The organism is Streptomyces bottropensis ATCC 25435, assembly GCF_000383595.1.
Taxonomy (GTDB): domain Bacteria; phylum Actinomycetota; class Actinomycetes; order Streptomycetales; family Streptomycetaceae; genus Streptomyces; species Streptomyces bottropensis.
Map to the genome: position 1 here is coordinate 8,382,385 of NZ_KB911581.1, position 17,470 is coordinate 8,399,854.

General features: G+C 73.0%; 14 protein-coding genes. 5 read left to right on the top strand and 9 right to left on the bottom strand.

Features of this window, described 5'->3' with window-relative positions; translation table 11 throughout:
- Nucleotides 1-348: 348 nt before the first annotated feature.
- On the bottom strand, nucleotides 349-1,041 hold the full coding sequence (locus STRBO_RS0137075; RefSeq protein ID WP_005486189.1) for an iron-dependent transcriptional repressor DtxR: 693 nt from the start codon (nucleotides 1,039-1,041) through the stop codon (nucleotides 349-351).
- A gap of 292 nt (nucleotides 1,042-1,333) precedes the next feature.
- Here STRBO_RS0137075 and STRBO_RS0137080 point away from each other — a divergent pair, with 292 nt between their 5' ends.
- The 4 genes from STRBO_RS0137080 to STRBO_RS0137095 all read left to right on the top strand — a co-directional run bounded on the left by STRBO_RS0137080 (nucleotide 1,334) and on the right by STRBO_RS0137095 (nucleotide 5,962).
- Nucleotides 1,334-2,095, top strand: a complete 762-nt coding sequence (locus STRBO_RS0137080) for an SIS domain-containing protein (protein ID WP_005486190.1) — start codon at nucleotides 1,334-1,336, stop codon at nucleotides 2,093-2,095.
- A 191-nt stretch (nucleotides 2,096-2,286) separates the two neighbouring features.
- Nucleotides 2,287-3,786, top strand: coding sequence for a PAS domain-containing protein (locus STRBO_RS0137085; protein WP_005486192.1), 1,500 nt, complete (start codon nucleotides 2,287-2,289; stop codon nucleotides 3,784-3,786).
- Nucleotides 3,787-3,855: 69 nt separating this feature from the next.
- Complete coding sequence (locus tag STRBO_RS0137090; protein ID WP_005486194.1) at nucleotides 3,856-4,497, top strand: maltokinase N-terminal cap-like domain-containing protein; 642 nt, start codon at nucleotides 3,856-3,858, stop codon at nucleotides 4,495-4,497.
- Nucleotides 4,498-4,933: 436 nt separating this feature from the next.
- Nucleotides 4,934-5,962, top strand: coding sequence for an isopenicillin N synthase family dioxygenase (locus STRBO_RS0137095; RefSeq protein ID WP_005486195.1), 1,029 nt, complete (start codon nucleotides 4,934-4,936; stop codon nucleotides 5,960-5,962).
- Nucleotides 5,963-5,977: 15 nt separating this feature from the next.
- Here the strand turns inward: STRBO_RS0137095 and STRBO_RS0137100 are convergent, their stop codons facing one another.
- The gene (locus STRBO_RS0137100; RefSeq protein WP_005486196.1) at nucleotides 5,978-7,078 is read right to left on the bottom strand and encodes a citrate synthase 2; all 1,101 of its coding nucleotides are present in this window, start codon (nucleotides 7,076-7,078) and stop codon (nucleotides 5,978-5,980) included.
- Nucleotides 7,079-7,231: 153 nt separating this feature from the next.
- Here STRBO_RS0137100 and pdxH point away from each other — a divergent pair, with 153 nt between their 5' ends.
- Nucleotides 7,232-7,861, top strand: coding sequence for a pyridoxamine 5'-phosphate oxidase (gene pdxH / locus STRBO_RS0137105; protein ID WP_202500182.1), 630 nt, complete (start codon nucleotides 7,232-7,234; stop codon nucleotides 7,859-7,861).
- A gap of 81 nt (nucleotides 7,862-7,942) precedes the next feature.
- On the opposite strand, the gene STRBO_RS0137110 is transcribed toward pdxH, so the two are convergent.
- The 7 genes from STRBO_RS0137110 to STRBO_RS0137140 form a co-directional block, all read right to left on the bottom strand.
- Nucleotides 7,943-8,635 carry a TetR/AcrR family transcriptional regulator gene (locus STRBO_RS0137110; protein ID WP_020115683.1) on the bottom strand — a complete coding sequence of 231 codons (693 nt, stop codon included), beginning with the start codon at nucleotides 8,633-8,635 and terminating at the stop codon, nucleotides 7,943-7,945.
- Nucleotides 8,632-9,378 (bottom strand): enoyl-CoA hydratase family protein, encoded by a 747-nt coding sequence (locus STRBO_RS0137115; RefSeq protein WP_005486199.1) that lies wholly within the window; start codon nucleotides 9,376-9,378, stop codon nucleotides 8,632-8,634. Before STRBO_RS0137115 ends, STRBO_RS0137110 begins: the two co-directional genes overlap by 4 nt.
- Nucleotides 9,375-10,943 carry a 4-coumarate--CoA ligase family protein gene (locus STRBO_RS0137120; protein ID WP_005486200.1) on the bottom strand — a complete coding sequence of 523 codons (1,569 nt, stop codon included), beginning with the start codon at nucleotides 10,941-10,943 and terminating at the stop codon, nucleotides 9,375-9,377. Before STRBO_RS0137120 ends, STRBO_RS0137115 begins: the two co-directional genes overlap by 4 nt.
- A 66-nt stretch (nucleotides 10,944-11,009) precedes the next feature.
- Nucleotides 11,010-12,173, bottom strand: coding sequence for an acyl-CoA dehydrogenase family protein (locus STRBO_RS0137125; protein WP_020115684.1), 1,164 nt, complete (start codon nucleotides 12,171-12,173; stop codon nucleotides 11,010-11,012).
- Nucleotides 12,174-12,284: 111 nt separating this feature from the next.
- Nucleotides 12,285-14,135, bottom strand: coding sequence for an acetyl/propionyl/methylcrotonyl-CoA carboxylase subunit alpha (locus STRBO_RS0137130; protein WP_028797067.1), 1,851 nt, complete (start codon nucleotides 14,133-14,135; stop codon nucleotides 12,285-12,287).
- A gap of 17 nt (nucleotides 14,136-14,152) precedes the next feature.
- Nucleotides 14,153-15,751, bottom strand: a complete 1,599-nt coding sequence (locus tag STRBO_RS0137135; protein ID WP_005486203.1) for an acyl-CoA carboxylase subunit beta — start codon at nucleotides 15,749-15,751, stop codon at nucleotides 14,153-14,155.
- The gene (locus STRBO_RS0137140; protein ID WP_280634030.1) at nucleotides 15,748-17,460 is read right to left on the bottom strand and encodes an acyclic terpene utilization AtuA family protein; all 1,713 of its coding nucleotides are present in this window, start codon (nucleotides 17,458-17,460) and stop codon (nucleotides 15,748-15,750) included. The genes STRBO_RS0137135 and STRBO_RS0137140 overlap by 4 nt, the downstream gene beginning before the upstream one ends.
- Nucleotides 17,461-17,470: the final 10 nt, after the last annotated feature.

Sequence of the window (17,470 nt, forward strand, 5' to 3'; positions counted from 1 at the left end):
GGCGCGGGGTGTGGCACCCGTCGGGGAGCGAGGCGGGCGGCGCGACCTGGCTCGCGGGCGCGGCAGGGCAGGCGGTGTCACCGACGCGGACACACCGACGGCCGGACCGGGCGGCGGAGCGGCGGCACCGGTGCGCCGTCCGCCGGCGACGGGGTGGGCGAACCGGTGCGGCCCATGGGAGGGCGAGCGGGGTTCCCCGGCGCCCGAGTCCGTCGGCGGCGCGGTAGGTGGGTGGCGGCGCCGGCACTGCGGCCGGGCCGGGCCGGTACCGGGCGTCGGGGTCGGGGTCGGGGAGGTGCGGGGGTCAGGGTCGGGGAGGTGCGGGGTCGGGGTCGCCGGGTGGGACGTTCAGCGTTTGGCGACGAACACGTGGGAGGCGACGTCCGCCTCCAGCTCCGCCGCCTCGCCGCCGCTGCCCACGAGGACGCCGCCGGCCGCCTCCGTCACGCTCACCACGGAACCGGGCTGCACGCCCGCGCGGCGCAGCGTGTACATCAGCTGGGCGTCCGTCTGGATGGGCTCGCCGATCCGGCGTACGACCACGGTCTTGCCCTCCGTGCCCGGGTCGAGGTCGGCGAGCGACACCATGCCCTCGTCCAGGAAGGGGTCCGCACCGTCCTTCTCGCCCAGCTCCTCCAGGCCCGGGATCGGGTTGCCGTACGGCGACTCGGTGGGGTGGCGCAGCAGTTCCAGGACGCGGCGCTCGACCGCCTCGCTCATCACGTGCTCCCAGCGACACGCCTCCGCGTGCACCTGCTCCCACTCCAGGCCGATCACGTCGACGAGCAGACACTCCGCGAGGCGGTGCTTGCGCATCACGCGCGTGGCCAGCCGGCGGCCCTCCTCGGTCAGCTCCAGGTGGCGGTCCGCGGCGACGGCCACCAGGCCGTCGCGCTCCATGCGCGCGACCGTCTGGCTCACCGTGGGGCCGCTCTGGTCGAGCCGCTCCGCGATCCGGGCGCGCATGGGGACCACACCTTCCTCCTCCAGCTCGAGGATGGTGCGGAGATACATCTCCGTCGTATCGATCAGTCCGGACATACGTGCCCCTCGATGAGATCCAGCCGGAGGCTTCGACGGCCGTACCGGCGTGCTGCGGCTTGCTGCGCTGGCCCTGGACCCAATTCTTGCGCATCCGACCGACAACCGGGTGGTGCCGGGGGAACGACGGCGGTATGACTCGCGTCGGGTGGCCGATTTGTGACCCCGCGCCCCTTTCCGGACGGTCGCCGGGGACCCTGGCTCACCCGCCGCCGTATTGACACCCCACTGGTCCAGACCTTTAACGTGATCCGCGACACTCGGGACTCGCAGAAGGTGAAGGGGTCGACGCATGGGGCTGGACGGCGGCACGGCGGGTGGGCGGTTCCTCGACGCGGCGATCGGGCTGCTGGAGCGGGTGCGGGACGAGGAGGGGGAGCAGGTCGTCGCGGCCGGCGAGATGATCGCGGACACCGTGGTCGAGGGTGGCCGCCTCTTCGCGTTCGGGGCCGGACACTCCTCTCTCGCCGCCCAGGACCTCGTCTACCGGGCCGGCGGCCTCGCCCTGATGAACCTGCTGGCCGTCCCCGGCACGCTCGGCGTCGACGTCCTGCCCGCCACGCTCGGGTCGGCGCTGGAGCGGGTCGACGGACTGGCCACCGCCGTCCTCGACCACAGCCCGCTGCGCGCCGGTGACCTGCTCGTCGTGATCTCGCTGTCGGGCCGCAACGCCCTGCCCGTGGAGATGGCCGCGCACGCCAGGGAACGCGGGGTGAAGGTCATCGGCCTCACCTCCGTCGCCTACGCCACGGCGACGACTTCACGCCACTCCTCCGGCACCTTCCTCAAGGACCACTGCGACCTCGTCCTCGACTCCAAGATCGCGGTCGGCGACGCCGAACTCACCCTCGACACCATCCCCGCCCCCTTCGCCCCGGCCTCCACCGTCGTCACCTCCGCGATCCTCCAGTCGGTCATGGCCACCGCCGCCGCCTCCCTCGCGGACCGGGGCGTCGAACCGCCTCTGCTCCGCTCCGGGAACGTCGACGGCGGCCTCGACTGGAACGACCGCATCATGCGGGAGTACGGCGATCGCATCTTCTACCTGCGCTGACTGAGCACCCGGGTTCGTGGGAACGTTGAGAAGGGTGAGGAGGAAATCCGGCGTACAACGATTTCGTCCACATCTTGCGTGAACCGGATGTGGGCTGGGTCACGTTCGAGTTGAATGATGGCCAGTGAGCGAACCGACGCGCCGTACATGCCGTACACGCGGACGCAACGCAGCCTGCACAGGGGGTTCAGGTGAGTGCTTCCCGGCGTCGTGGGACCACCGACGCGCTCGGACCCGACGAGCCCGAGCGGACCGGTCCCACGGACGAGAACACGAAGGACGCCAACGACACCAAGGACACCGACGACATCGAGGGCACGGTGAACACCGAGGAAACCGAAGGCACCGGGGGATTCACCGACTCCGGTGGCTCGGATCTCCTCGCCGCCCTGCTGGACGGCATGGACGCCGCCCTCTGCGCCTTCGACGCCGACGGCGTCGTCACCCACTGGAACCGCGAGGCCGAACGCATCCTCGGCTGGAGCGCCCAGGAGGCGGTGGGCCGCCGCGGGTTCGCCGGATGGGCCGTACGGACCGCCGACGCCGAGGAGGTCGAGGGGCGGCTGCTGGCCGCCATGCACGCCTCCGGCCGGCAGGTCCACGAATTCGCCCTGGTCACCAAGGACGGCGGACGCGTCCTCGTACGCACCCAGTCCGCCGCCGTACGCGGGACCGACGGCAAGCCCGCCGGCCTGTACTGCGCCTTCAGCGAGGTCCACGCCCAGATCGACCTGGAGCGGTCCATCGCCCTCAGCGAGGCCCTCTTCGAGGACGCCTCCTGGGGCGTCGTCCTCGTCGACGCCGACCTGCGCCCCGCCGTCGTCAACGCCCACGCGGCCCGCTCCCTCGGCATCGGCCGCACGGCCGTCCTCGGGCGCCCCCTCGGCGAACTGCTCGCCCAGGGCGTCGAGGAGCTGGAGAGCGCCCTCACCCACGTCCTCGCCGAGGGCGCCCCGCCCGCGCCCGCCGAGATCTGGGTGGGCGTGCGCACCCCCGACGGCGAGAAGCGCCGGTGCTGGCTCAGCGGCTTCCTGCGCCTCGCCTCGCCGCTGGCCGAGGAACCCGTTCCGCTGGGTGTCGGCTGGCTCTTCCAGGACGTCACCGAGTCCAAGCAGACCGAGCAGGAGGCCGCGCAGCTCCGCTTCCGCGTCAACCAGCTCCACCGGGCCGCCCGCGCCGCCGCCGAGTGCGAGGACCCCGGCGAGGCCGCCACCGTCCACCTCGACTTCGCCCTCGCCGGCTTCGCCGACCACGCCCTCATCGACCGTGTCTCCGGCGGCTCCCTCACCGACGGCGAAGGCCCCGCCCGCCTCGTCCGCGCCGCCGCCACGCCCACCGGCCGGCCGGGCCCCAGCCACCTCGCCGGCCACGCCGGCATCCCGGTCCGCTACGGCCCGGGACACCCCGCCCTCCAGTGCGTCGACCGGGCCGGTTCGGTGCGCGCCAGCGCCGGTACGGCCACCCCGGAAGCGGCCCGCGAATGGGCCACCGGGCGGCAGTGGCCCCCGGAGACCGTGCACGCCCTCTGCGCCGTCCTGCGCAGCCGCGGCCGCACCCTCGGTGTGGTCACCTTCCTGCGCACCGCCGGCCGCACCCCCTTCGAACGCGGCGACGCGGTCTACGCCGAGGACGTCGCCGTCCACATCGCCGCGGCCCTGGACCTGGAGGCCCTGGAGCGGTCCTCGGAGTAGCGCGGTGGGCGGCGCGGCAGGGCGGGAAAGGGCTCGCGTCCGTTCGGCGGACCGGCGGAGAATCACGCCATGTCTGTCATCCACCGCACCTGGCTCAAGCCCACCAAGCTCGAACTCCTGACCTCCTGGCTGCCCACCCGCCCCTGGTACGCGGGCGGCCCGGACGCCCCGGTGCTCGCCAAGGCCGGCGGCTTCCGTCTGGACGACCCGGAGGGCGAGGTCGGCATCGAGTTCATGGTCGCCGCCGACACCTCCGGCCCCGCCCCGGTGCACTACCTGGTCCCCCTCACCTACCGGAGCGCCCCGCTCCCGGGCGCCGACCACGCCCTCGTCGGCACCCTGGAACACGGCGTCCTCGGCAAGCGCTGGGCCTACGACGGCTGCCACGATGCCGTGCTGCTCACCCAGCTCCTGGCCCTGTTCGAGGGCCGCGCCGAACCCCAGGCCCAGAGCGTCTCGGACACCCCGGACCACGAGATCACCCACTCCTACGCGGGTGACGGCCCCCTCTCCACGACCGACGCGCGCGCCACGGACACCCCCGAGGCCACCGAAGTGCCGCTCGCTCCCCTCCCCACCGTCCTGCACCTGAACCGCGTCCTGCGGCCCGGCTCCCTCGACCTGCCGGCCGCCGCGAAGGGCCAGGTCACCGGCCACTGGACCCTGCCGGACGAGACCCGGGCGCGCGGGGTCTTCGCCGTGCTGCGGTGATCGCTCGGCGATCCACCCGGAAAATCACTTGAGCACCGTCGCCACGGTTCCTAATGTGGTGCCCACGCCGAAAGGAGGTGATCGGGTACATGTATGAAACCCGGACGCGCGAGGTGGCTGCGGGCTAGCGCCCGTCACCATTCTCAGTGCGGTGTCGGACCCGCGTGTGCTCTGTACACGCAGCCGGCCCAATCTCAAGCAGTCACCCGACCCGCAGACTCGCCGGTACGTCCGGCCGGCTTCTTCGCCCTTGGGCGGAGGGACCCAGAGTCTGCGGGTCGTCTGCGTTTCGTAGGGCGCAGTATGCTTTCACCATGCTTCCGATACTCGTTCGACGCCGACACGTGGATTACGTGCGCGTCACGAGCACGGGCTGTCGGCCTTCCGTCTGACCTCGCCGCCCGCCCCAGCCCTTCCTCCTCCTCGGACGCATCCCATGACGAACACAGCGACGGTCTCGTCGTACCTCCAGTTGCCCATCATCGATCTCTCCGCCGCCGACCGCGGGCCCGAGGCGCGGGCGCTGTTGCACGCGCAGTTGCACAGCGCCGCGCACGACGTGGGGTTCTTCCAGCTCGTCGGGCACGGAGTGGGTGAGGACGAGATCGCGCGGCTCACCGGCGCCGTGCGGGAGTTCTTCGCCCTGCCCGAGGCCGAGCGGCTGGCCCTCGACAACGTCAACTCGCCGCACTTCCGGGGGTACACGCGGACCGGGGACGAGCGGACGGGCGGGAGCCGGGACTGGCGGGACCAGCTGGACATCGGGGCCGAGCGGCCCGCGCGCGTCCCGGGGGACGGTGAGCCCGCCTACTGGTGGCTGCAGGGGCCCAACCAGTGGCCCGGCTCCCTGCCGGGGCTGCGGGACGCCGCCCTCGCGTGGATCGACCGGCTCAGTGGCGTGGCCCAGCGGTTGCTGCGTGAGCTGCTGGTCTCCATCGGGGCTCCCGCCGATTTCTACGACCCGGTCTTCGGGGAGCGGGCGCATCCGCATCTGAAGCTCGTGCGCTACCCCGGCAGCGCGGGGGACGGCGCCGATCAGGGGGTGGGGGCCCACAAGGACTACGGGTTCCTGACGCTGCTGCTGCAGGACCAGGTCGGTGGGCTGCAGGTGGAGCGCGCGGACGGGCTGTTCCATGACGTGCCGCCGATCCCGGGGGCGTTCGTCGTGAATCTCGGGGAGCTGCTGGAGGTGGCGACCAACGGGTATCTGCTCGCCACCCACCACCGGGTCGTCAGTCCGGCGGGGGCGACCGAGCGGTTCTCGGTGCCGTTCTTCTACAACCCCCGGCTCGACGCGCGGGTCGAGCCGCTCGTCTTCCCGTACGCGTCCGTCGCGCCCGGGGTGACCGACGATCCGGGGAACCCGCTGTTCGCCGAGTACGGGTTCAACGAGCTGAAGGGGAAGCTGCGGGCGCATCCGCTGGTCGCGGAGCGGCATCACGCGGGGCTGCTCAGCCCCGCGTGACCTGAGCCGGATCCGCTAGCCGGCGATGTCGTCGTACCCGGCGATCTCCCGCGGGCCGCGCGCGGCCGGGCCCACGTAGCGGGCGGAGGGGCGGACGAGGCGGCCGGTGCGCTTCTGTTCGAGGATGTGGGCGGACCAGCCCGCCGTGCGGGCGCAGGTGAACATCGACGTGAACATGTGGGCCGGGACCTCGGCGAAGTCGAGGACGATCGCGGCCCAGAACTCGACGTTCGTGGCGAGGACGCGGTCGGGGCGGCGGGCGTGGAGTTCGGCCAGGGCCGCCTTCTCCAGGGCCTCGGCGACCTCGAAGCGGGGGGCGCCGAGGTCGCGGGCGGTGCGGCGCAGGACGCGGGCGCGGGGGTCCTCGGCTCGGTAGACGCGGTGGCCGAAGCCCATGAGGCGTTCGCCCTTGTCGAGGGCCTGCTTGACGTAGGCGTCGGCGTCGCCCGTGCGTTCGATCTCCTCGATCATGCCGAGGACGCGGGAGGGAGCGCCTCCGTGGAGGGGGCCGGACATGGCGCCCACGGCGCCGGAGAGGGCCGCCGCCACGTCCGCGCCGGTCGAGGCGATGACGCGCGCGGTGAAGGTGGAGGCGTTCATGCCGTGCTCGGCCGCCGAGGTCCAGTAGGCGTCGACCGCCGCGACGTGCTTGGGGTCGGGTTCGCCGCGCCAGCGGATCATGAAGCGTTCGACGACGGACTGGGCCTTGTCGATCTCGCGCTGCGGGACCATGGGGTGGCCCTGGCCGCGCGCGGACTGGGCGACGTAGGACAGGGCCATGACGGCGGCGCGGGCGAGGTCGGCGCGGGCCTGCTGCTCGTCGATGTCCAGGAGGGGCTTGAGGCCCCAGACCGGGGCGAGCATGGCCAGCGCGGACTGGACGTCGACGCGGATGTCGCCCGAGTGGACGGGGATGGGGAACGGCTCGGCGGGCGGCAGGCCGGGGCGGAAGGCGCCGTCGACGAGCAGGCCCCAGACGTTGCCGAAGGAGACGTGGCCGACCAGGTCCTCGATGTCGACGCCGCGGTACCGGAGCGCGCCGCCCTCCTTGTCCGGTTCGGCGATCTCCGTCTCGAACGCGACGACTCCTTCGAGCCCGGGTACGAAGTCGGACATCAGGCGGCTCCTCTTGATGCGGGCGACAGGGGTTCCAAAACCATACGCCTGAGTGCCAGGTTTGGGGAGAGTTCGCGGCACTCAGTGCCACTTCTCCACCGGAGGCCGTTGATACGGCAGGATGACCGTGTGAACGATCACGACCCCGCCGTCATGCGCAAGCAGTACCGCGCCGACGGCCTCGACGAGAGCGAGCTGGCCGACGACCCGATGGAGCAGTTCGCGCGGTGGTTCGGGCAGGCCGCGCGGGAGGGCGCGGTGTTCGAGCCGAACGCCATGGTCGTGTCGACGGCGGACGCCGAGGGGCGGCCGAGTTCCCGTACGGTGCTGATGAAGGCGTACGACGCGCGGGGCTTCGTCTTCTACACGAACTACGGCTCCCGCAAGGCCCGTGACCTGGCGGACAACCCGCACGTCTCGCTGCTGTTCCCCTGGCACGGGATCGCCCGGCAGGTGATCGTGACGGGGACGGCACGGCGGACCGGGCGGGACGAGACGGCGGCGTACTTCCGGACGCGACCGCATGGTTCACAGCTGGGGGCGTGGGCCAGCGCGCAGTCCTCGGTGATCTCCTCACGGGTCGAACTGGACGCCGCGTACGAGGAGTTGCACGCCCGCTATCCGGAGGGTGAGCAGGTGCCGGTGCCACCGGACTGGGGCGGTTTCCGGGTGACGCCGCAGGCGGTGGAGTTCTGGCAGGGGCGGGGGAACCGGCTGCACGACCGGCTGCGGTACACGGCGGAGCCGGACGGGTCGTGGCGGGTGGAGCGGCTCAGCCCGTAGGGATTCGGGTCCCGTGACCGTCGGTCCGGTACGTCGTCGGGTCCGTACCTCGTCGGGCCCGTACCTCGTCGGTTGCGTACGTCAGCCCAGGGCCTCGTCCAGCAGGGCCGCCCATTGGTTCACCACGCTGTCGCGGCGGCCGGTGTCGTCGGTGAGGAGGTTGGCGAGGCCGAGGCCGCGGGCCATGTCGAGCAGGCCCTGGACGGTCTCGCGGACGCCGGGGACGGTCTCGTCGGCGCGCAGGAGTTCGACGGCGATGCGGTGGGTCTCGCGGCCGACGCGGGCTTCGAGTTCGGTGACGCGCAGGCGCAGCTGCTCCTCGTTGGAGGCGGCGACCCAGAGGTGGAGGGCGGCGCGGAAGAGGGGGCCGGTGAAGAGGTCGACGACGGCGGCGACGACGGCCCGACGGTCGGCGGGGCCCTCGGGGAAGAGGGCGCGCAGAGCGAGGGAGCGCTCCTCGGCGACGTACTCGACGGCGGCGGTGAAGAGGTCCTCGCGAGTGCGGAAGTGGTGCTGGGCGGCGCCTCGGGAGACGCCGGCGCGCTCGGCGACGACGGAGACGGTGGAGCCGGCCCAGCCGTGTTCGGCGAGGCAGGACACGGCGGCTTCCAGGAGCCGCTTGCGGGTGACCCGGCTGCGGTCCTGCTTGGGGCCCCGGTCCGCCACCGTGCCGGGTTCGGCGCCGATGTCCGTCCCGGTGTCGGTCCCGGAGCCGATGCCGGTCTCGGTTCCGGTCTCGGTTCCGGTCTCGTCCGATGTGCCCACCGCGCTCACAGCACCCATCCCGGTTCCCTTCTTTCGAGGAAGGCCGTCATGCCCTCGCGGGCGTCGGCGGAGGCGAACAGCCGGGACGAGAGCCGGGTCAGTTCGCCCGCGTCCCGGTCGAAGTTCTCCAGCACCTTAGTCGTGAGCAGCTGTTTCGCCTCCGCCAGGGCCCTCGGTGAGGCCCGGCGCAGCCCGTCGAGGACGGGTTCGAGTACGGCGTCGACCTCGGCGCCGGCGTCGGTGATCAGCCCGATGCGGGCGGCTTCGGCGGGGCCGAACCGTTCGCCGGTGAGGTAGTAGCGCGCGAGGGCGCGCGGATCGGTACGGGGGCGCAGGGTGAGGGAGATGACGGCGGGCGCGACACCGATGCGGACCTCGGTGAGGGCGAAGGTGGCCTCGGGTCCGGCGGCGGCGATGTCGCAGGCCCCGAGCAGGCCGAGGCCGCCAGCGCGGACGTGCCCGGTGACGCGCGCGACGACGGGCTTCGGCAGCTCCAGGAGCTGCCGGAAGAGGTCGACCAGGGCCTGCGGGTCGGGCGGGTCGCGCAGGTCGGCGCCGGCGCAGAAGGTGTTGCCGGTGTGGGTGAGGACGACGGCCCGTACGGCGTCGTCCTTGCCGCACCGGTCGAGGGCGTCGCGGAGTGCGGCGACGAGGGCCGCCGAGAGGGCGTTGCGGTTGGCCGGGGAGTCGAGGGTGAGGGTGGTGATGCCCCGGTGGTGTGCGGTGCCTACGAGGGGTTCGGTGTCCGTCACAGGCGCTCCCTGAGTTCGCGGCGGAGGATCTTCCCGGAGGCCGCGCGGGGCACGGCGTCGATGAAGGTGACGTGGCGGACGCGCTTGTAGGGGGCGACGCGTTCGGCGACGTACATCATGATCTCGCCCTCGGAGAGTTCACCGCCGGTGGGGCGGCGGACGACGAAGGCGTGCGGGACCTCGTTGCCGTCGTCGTTGTAGTGGCCGATGACGGCCGCGTCGGTGATGCCGGGGTGGGTGACGAGGAGGGCTTCGAGTTCGGCGGGGGCGACCTGGAACCCCTTGTACTTGATCAGTTCCTTGACGCGGTCGACGACGTACAGCCAGCCGTCGGCGTCGGTGTGGCCGATGTCGCCGGTGGAGAGCCAGCCGTCGGCGTCGATCATGTCGGCGGTGGCCTGGGGGCGGCCCAGGTAGCCCTTCATGACCTGGGGGCCCCGGATGACGATCTCGCCCGGTTCGCCGGGGCCGAGGTCCGTGCCGGGGTCGTCGAGGGAGACGATCCGCATCTCGGTGCCGGCGATGAGCCTGCCCACGGTGCCGGGGGGCGCGGAGGCGGCCCGGTCGAGGGGCACGATGTGGGAGCAGGGGGACAGTTCGGTCATGCCGTAGCCCTGGACGACGGGTGGCAGGCCGAGGCGGGCGGAGCAGGCGGCGGCGAGCCTCGCGTCGAGGGGTGCGGCGGCGGAGAGGATGTGCCGGACCGTGGAGAGGTCGTGTCGCTCGGCCGCCGGATGCTTGGCGAGGGCGAGGACGATCGGCGGGGCCACGTAGAGGTGGGTGATGCGGTGCCGGACGATCGCCGCGAGGTAGCTCTCCAGGTCGAAGCGGGGCAGGACGACGACCGTGGCGCCGAGTCGCAGCGGGGCGTTCATCAGGGCGGTGAGACCGTAGATGTGGAAGAACGGCAGGACGGCGAGGATGCGGTCGCCGGGGCCCGCCGGCATGACCGGTTCGAGCTGGGCGAGGTTGGTGGCGATGGACCGGTGGGTGAGCATGACCCCCTTGGGGACGCCGGTGGTGCCGGAGGAGTACGGCAGGACCGCCACGTCCGTGACCGGGTCGATGTCGACGGCCGGTTCGGGTGCCGCACCGGCGAGCATGTCGATCAGCGAGCGGTGCCCGGGAGCGCTGTCGCAGACGAAGATCTCCCGTATGCCGCCGACGCGTTCGGCGGCGGCGCGGGCGGTCTGCAGCAGCGGGGAGACGGTGACGATCCAGCTCGCCCCCGAGTCCCGCAGCTGGGTGGCCAGCTCTCCGGGGGTGGCCAGCGGGTGCGCGGTGGTGACCGTGGCGCCCGCGCGGGTGGCCGCGTAGAACGCCGTCGGGTAGGCGATCGTGTTGGGGCTGTGCAGGGCGAGGACGTCGCCCTTGCCCACGCCCGCCTCGGCGAACGCGGCGGCGAGGCGCCGGTGGAAGCGGTCCACCTGTTCGTAGGTGAGGGTCGTGCCGTCGACGCCGTCGATCAGCGCGGGCAGGTCGCCGAACTCGGCGGCACGGGCCAGTACGGCGTCGTGGATGGGGAGTTCGACGGGTGGGACGTCTGCGTACTCGCTGCGGAACATGGTTCCTCCTCGTGCGCTCCGGCTCGTGACGCCGCGCTCCGGCGACGTGGGGCGGCGCCCGGCGGCTCAGTACGACTTCGGCAGGCCCAGGGTCTGGTGGGAGACGTAGTTGAGAATCATCTCCCGGCTCACCGGCGCGATACGAGACACGCGCGCGGCCGTGATGAGCGAGGCGAGGCCGAACTCGGCCGTGAGGCCGTTGCCGCCGAGGGTGTGCACGGCCTGGTCGACGGCCTTCACACAGGCCTCCCCCGCCGCGTACTTGGCCATGTTGGCGGCCTCGCCGGCCGCCGCGTCGTCGCCGGCGTCGTAGAGGTGCGCCGCCTTCTGCATCATCAGGCGGGCCAGTTCGAGTTCGATGTGGGACTGGGCGAGGGGGTGGGCGATGGCCTGGTGGGCGCCGATGGGCTGCCCCCAGACGGTGCGTTCGCGGGCGTAGTCGACGGCTCGGGCGAGGGCGTACCTGGCCATGCCGATCGCGAAGGCGGCGGTCATGATCCGTTCCGGGTTGAGGCCGGCGAACAGCTGGAGGAGACCGGCGTTCTCGTCGCCGACCAGGGCGTCGGCGGGGAGCCGGATGTCGTCGAAGGTCAGCTCGAACTGCTTCTCGGCGGCCCGGAGTTCCATGTCGATCGGGCGGTACGCGAAGCCGGGGGTGTCGGTGGGGACGATGAAGAGGCAGGGCTTGAGGGTGCCGGTGCGGGCGTCCTCGGTGCGGCCCACGATGAGGACGGCGTCGGCCCTGTCGACGCCGGAGATGAAGACCTTGCGGCCGGTGAGCAGCCAGTCCCCGGTCTCGTCCCGGCGGGCCGTGGTGGTGATGCGGTGGCTGTTGGAGCCGGCGTCGGGTTCGGTGATGCCGAAGGCCATGAGGCGGGTGCCGTTCGCCAGCGCGGGCAGCCAGGCCCGTCGCTGGGCCTCGGTGCCGAAGCGGGCGATGACCGTGCCGCAGATGGCCGGCGACACGATCATCATCAGCAGGGGGCAGCCCGCGGCGCCGAGTTCCTCCAGGACGATGGAGAGTTCGGCGATGCCGCCGCCTCCGCCGTCGTACTCCTCGGGGAGGTTGACGCCCAGGTAGCCGAGTTCGGCCGCCTCGGACCAGAGTTCGTCGGGGTGGCGGCCCTCCTTGTTGATCGTGGTGATGTAGTCGCGGCCGTAGCGTTTGCCGAGGGCGGAGACCGCGGCTCGGAGGGCCTTGTGTTCTTCGGATTCCAGCACGGGGGACATCGGGGGCTCCTAAGGGGGAGGGTGCGTCTGCCGTTCGGAGGGGTGCGGGTGGTTCGTGGCTTGGTCGCGCTCGCGCGGCGAAGCCGCCTGTCGAGACAGCCCCGCGCCCCCTCAGCGGGGCTGCTCCTCGACCACGGCCAGGAGGGCGCCCATCTCCACCTGCTGACCAGGTACCGCGTGCAGGGCGGTCAGCGTGCCTGTCGCCGGGGCCGTGATCCTGTGTTCCATCTTCATCGCCTCCAGCCAGAGGAGGGGCTGGCCCGCCTGTACGGCCGACCCGGGACTCAGGTCCTGCGCCAGGCGGACGACCGTGCCCGGCATGGGGGCCAGGAGGGAGCCGGGGGCGTGCTCGGTGGTGGGGTCGGGGAAGCGGGGCAGGGCGGTGAGGGTCGTGGTGTCGACGTGGATCCGGTCGCCGTACCGCGCGACCTCGAACGTCCGCCGCACACCGTCCACTTCGAGCACGACGAGGCGGGCGTCCGCGTGGACGACCCGGACGCCGTCCGCCTCCGGGCCGGTCCTGGTGTGCCGGTAGCGGACCTCGTGCTCCTCCCCCGCCATCACGTACCGCTTGACCTGGGGCTGGGACGGCAGACTGCGCCAGCCTCCGAAGCGGGGGTCGCCCCCGGAGGCGGCGTCGGCCAGGGCGGCGGCCAGCGGGGCGTGCGGATCGGGGGCGGGGTCCGTGAGGCCGGCGAGGTGGCGGCCGTAGAAGCCGGTGTCCATCCGGGCCGACGTGAACTCCTCGTGGCGCAGGGAGTTCACCAGCAGGGCCCTGTTCGTGGCCGGGCCGTGGATCGTGGCCCGCTCCAGGGCGCCCGCCAGCCTGCGGACGGCCTCCGCGCGGGTGGGGGCGTGGACGACGGCCTTGGCGAGCATGGGGTCGTAGTGGACGCCGATGGTGTCGCCGTCCTCGTAGCCGGTGTCCAGGCGGACCCCGGGCACGGACAGGCGGTGCAGGGTGCCCGTCTGCGGGGCCCAGTCGTGGGCCGGGTCCTCGGCGTACAGGCGGGCCTCGATCGCGTGGCCGCGTGCGGGCGGGGGGTCGGCCGGGAGGGCGTGGCCCTCGGCGACGCGGATCTGTTCGGCGACCAGGTCGAGGCCGAAGACGGCCTCCGTGACCGGGTGTTCGACCTGGAGGCGGGTGTTCATCTCCAGGAAGTGGGCCCTGCCGTCGGCGACGAGGAACTCGACCGTGCCCGCGCCGACGTAGGAGACGGCCCGGGCGGCGCGTACGGCCAGGGTGTGGAGTTCCTCGGTGAGTTCGCCGGTCAGGGCGGGGGCCGGGGCCTCCTCGACGACCTTCTGATGGCGGCGCTGGAGGGAGCAGTCGCGGGTGCCCAGGGGCCAGATCGTGCCGTGGGTGTCGGCGAGGATCTGGACCTCGACGTGGCGGCCGTTCTCGACGTACGGCTCGACGAAGACCTCGCCGTCGCCGAAGGCGCTCGCGGCCTCGGCGCGGGCGCTCTCCAGGGCCGCGTCCAGGTCGTCGAGGTGACGGACCACGCGCATACCGCGTCCGCCGCCGCCCGCCGCGGCCTTCACCAGGACCGGCAGGTCGTCCTCGGTGACCTTGTGGAGGGGGGCCAGACCCATGAGTTCCTTGGCGCGGGTCTTGGACGCCATGGCTTCGATCGCCTCGGGGGCCGGGCCGATCCAGGTGAGGCCCGCGTCGAGGACCTGGCGGGCGAAGCCGGGGTTCTCGGAGAGGAAGCCGTAGCCGGGGTGGACGGCGTCGGCGCCGGCCGCGAGGGCGGCCCGCACGATGCGGTCACCGCGCAGATAGGTGTCGGCGGGGGCCGCGCCCGGCAGTCGCACGGCCGCGTCGGCCATCCGCGTGTGCAGGGCGCTCTCGTCGGCGTCGGAGTGCACGGCGACCGTCCGGATGCCCAGCTCACGGCAGGTGCGGAAGATCCGGCAGGCGATCTCGCCCCGGTTGGCCACCAGGAGGGAAGTGATCAGGGAAGTACGCACGAGCCTCACATCCGGAAGACGCCGAAGCCACCGCGTGCGCCCTCGTAGGGCGCCGTGTGGATCGCGGACAGGCACAGGCCGAGGACGGTACGGGTGTCACGGGGGTCGATGACCCCGTCGTCGTACAGCCGCCCGGACAGGAACATCGGCAGGGACTCGGACTCGATCTGCCGCTCCACCATCGCGCGCAGCGCGGCATCGGCGTCCTCGTCGTAGGGCTGGCCCTTCGCCGCGGCCGACTGGCGGGCCACGATCGACAGGACGCCGGCGAGCTGCTGCGGGCCCATCACCGCCGACTTGGCGCCGGGCCAGGCGAAGAGGAAGCGGGGGTCGAAGGCGCGCCCGCACATGCCGTAGTGGCCGGCGCCGTACGAGGCGCCCATCAGGACGGACAGGTGGGGCACCCGGCTGTTGCTCACCGCGTTGATCATCATCGCGCCGTGCTTGATGATGCCGCCCTGCTCGTACTCCCTGCCGACCATGTAGCCGGTGGTGTTGTGGAGGAAGAGGAGCGGGATGTCGCGCTGGTTGGCGAGCTGGATGAACTGGGCCGCCTTCTGGGACTCCTCGCTGAAGAGGACCCCGCGGGCGTTGGCGAGGACGCCGACCGGATAGCCGTGGAGCGTGGCCCAGCCGGTGCTGAGGCTGGTGCCGTAGAGGGGCTTGAACTCGTCGAAGTCGGAGGCGTCGACGATCCGGGCGATCACCTCGCGGGGGTCGAACGGTGTGCGGAGGTCACCGGGGACGAGGCCCAGCAGTTCCTCCGGGTCGTACTTCGGGGGCGCGGCCGGGGCCGGGTCCGCGTGGGCCTTGCGGTGGTTGAGGCGGGCGACGACCCGGCGGGCCTGGCGGAGGGCGTCGGGCTCGTCGACGGCGAAGTGGTCGGCGAGGCCCGACACGCGCGCGTGCATCTCGGCGCCGCCCAGCGACTCGTCGTCGCTCTCCTCGCCGGTGGCCATCTTCACCAGGGGCGGCCCGCCGAGGAACACCTTCGCCCGCTCCTTGACCATGATCACGTGGTCGGACATCCCGGGGACGTAGGCCCCGCCGGCGGTGGAGTTGCCGAAGACGACGGCGATGGTGGGGATGCCGGCGGCGGACAGGCGGGTGAGGTCGCGGAAGATCGCTCCCCCGGGGATGAAGATCTCCTTCTGCGAGGGGAGGTCGGCCCCGCCGGACTCCACCAGGCTGATGCAGGGCAGGCGGTTGGCGAGCGCGATGTCGTTCGCCCGCAGCGCCTTCTTCAGGCTCCACGGGTTGCTCGCGCCGCCGCGCACGGTCGGGTCGTTCGCGGTGATCAGGCACTCGACGCCCTCGACGGTCCCGATGCCGGTGACGAGGGAGGCGCCGACCGCGTACTCGCTGCCCCAGGCGGCGAGCGGGGACAGCTCCAGGAAGGGCGTGTCCGGGTCGAGGAGCAGTTCGACACGCTCGCGGGCGAGCAGCTTGCCGCGCCCCCGGTGCCTGGCGACGTACTTCTCGCCGCCGCCCGCGAGGGCCTTGGCGTGCTCGGCGTCGAGTTCGGCGAGCCTCGCGAGCATGGCCTCGCGGTTCGCGGTGTGGTCGGGGGCGCCCGGGTCGAGGGCGGAGCTGAGGACGGTCACGGGTGTACCTCCGCGGAATCCGGGCGGCCGGCGGCGGGCGCCGGCAGGAGCGTCTGCGGTATGTCCAGGTGACGGGAGCGCAGCCATTCGCCGAGGGCCTTGGCCTGGGGGTCGAAACGGGCCTGCGAGGCGACGCCCTCGCCGAGGATGCCGACGATCTCGAAGTTGAGGGCGCGCAGGTGGGGGAGCGTGTGCCGGGTGACGGGCAGGCCGGCCGTCTCCGGGAGGAGTGCGCGCAGGAGGTCGGTGGTGAGGGTGTGGGCCAGCCACCGCCAGGCGTCGTCGGTACGGGCCCAGACGCCGATGTTGGCGTTGCCGCCCTTGTCGCCGCTGCGGGCACCGGCGACGAGGCCGAGGGGCGCGCGGCGCACCGGGCCCGGGGGCAGCGGCTCCGGTAGGGGCGGCTCGTCGACCGGCCCCAGGGCGAGGGCGCCGGGGGCCGGGGCCACGGGGACCCGGCGGCCGTCGTGCAGGACCGCCGTGTGGGCGACGGCGCCCTGGCCGACGTAGGCCGCCTCGAAGACCCCGTAGGGCGCGCCCCTTCCGGGTGGGGCCAGGACGTGGAAGCCGGGATAGCTGGCGAGGGCCAGCTCCACGGCGGCGCCGCTGAGGGCGCGGCCGACGGTGGTCTCGTCGGTGTCGCGGACGACGAGGTGGAGGAGGGCGCTGGCGGTCTCCTCGGTACGGGCGTCCGCGTGGTCGGTGCGGGCCAGCTCCCAGTCGACGTGCGCGGGGCGGGACTTGGCGGCGGCGAGCGCGGTCTCCAGCTGGTCGCGGACGAGGGCGGCCTTGCGCTCGATGTCCAGGCCGGTCAGCACGAAGGTGACCTCGTTGCGGAACCCGCCGAGCCGGTTGAGGCCGACCTTGAGGGTGGGCGGCGGGGCCTCGCCGCGTACGCCCTCGACGCGGACGCGGTCGGGGCCGTCCTGGGTGAGCCTGATCGTGTCGAGGCGGGCGGTGACGTCCGGGCCCGCGTACCGGGCGCCGCCGGTCTCGTAGAGCAGCTGGGCGGTGACCGTGCCGATGTCGACGAGGCCGCCGGTGCCGGGGTGCTTGGTGATGACGGCCGAGCCGTCGGCGTGGAGTTCGGCGAGGGGGAAGCCCGGGCGGGTGGTGCCGACCTCGCCGAAGAAGGCGTAGTTGCCGCCGGTGGCCTGGGTGCCGCACTCCAGTACGTGCCCGGCGACGACCGCGCCCGCGAGCCGGTCGTACTCCCCCGGGCCCCAGCCGAAGTGGGCGGCGGCGGGCCCGGTGACCAGGGCCGCGTCCGTGACCCGGCCGGTGACCACGATGTCGGCTCCCTCGCGCAGACAGGCCGCGATACCGAATCCGCCGAGGTAGGCGTGGGCGGCGAGGCTGCCGGGGTGCAGGGCGGTGAGGTCGTCGCCCTCGACGTGCGCGACGCGGACGGGGACGCCGAGCCGGTCGGCCAGTTTCCGTACGGCGTCGGCGAGCCCGGCGGGGTTGAGCCCGCCGGCGTTGGCGACGATCCGTACGCCCCGCTCCCGCGCCAGCCCCAGACACTCCTCCAGCTGGCGCAGGAAGGTGCGGGCGTACCCGGCGGTGGGGTCCTTCAGGCGGTCGCGGCCGAGGATGAGCATGGTCAGTTCGGCGAGGTAGTCGCCGGTGAGGACGTCGAGTTCACCGCCGGTGAGCATCTCGCGCATCGCGTCGAAGCGGTCGCCGTAGAAGCCGGAGGCGTTGCCGATGCGGAGGGGA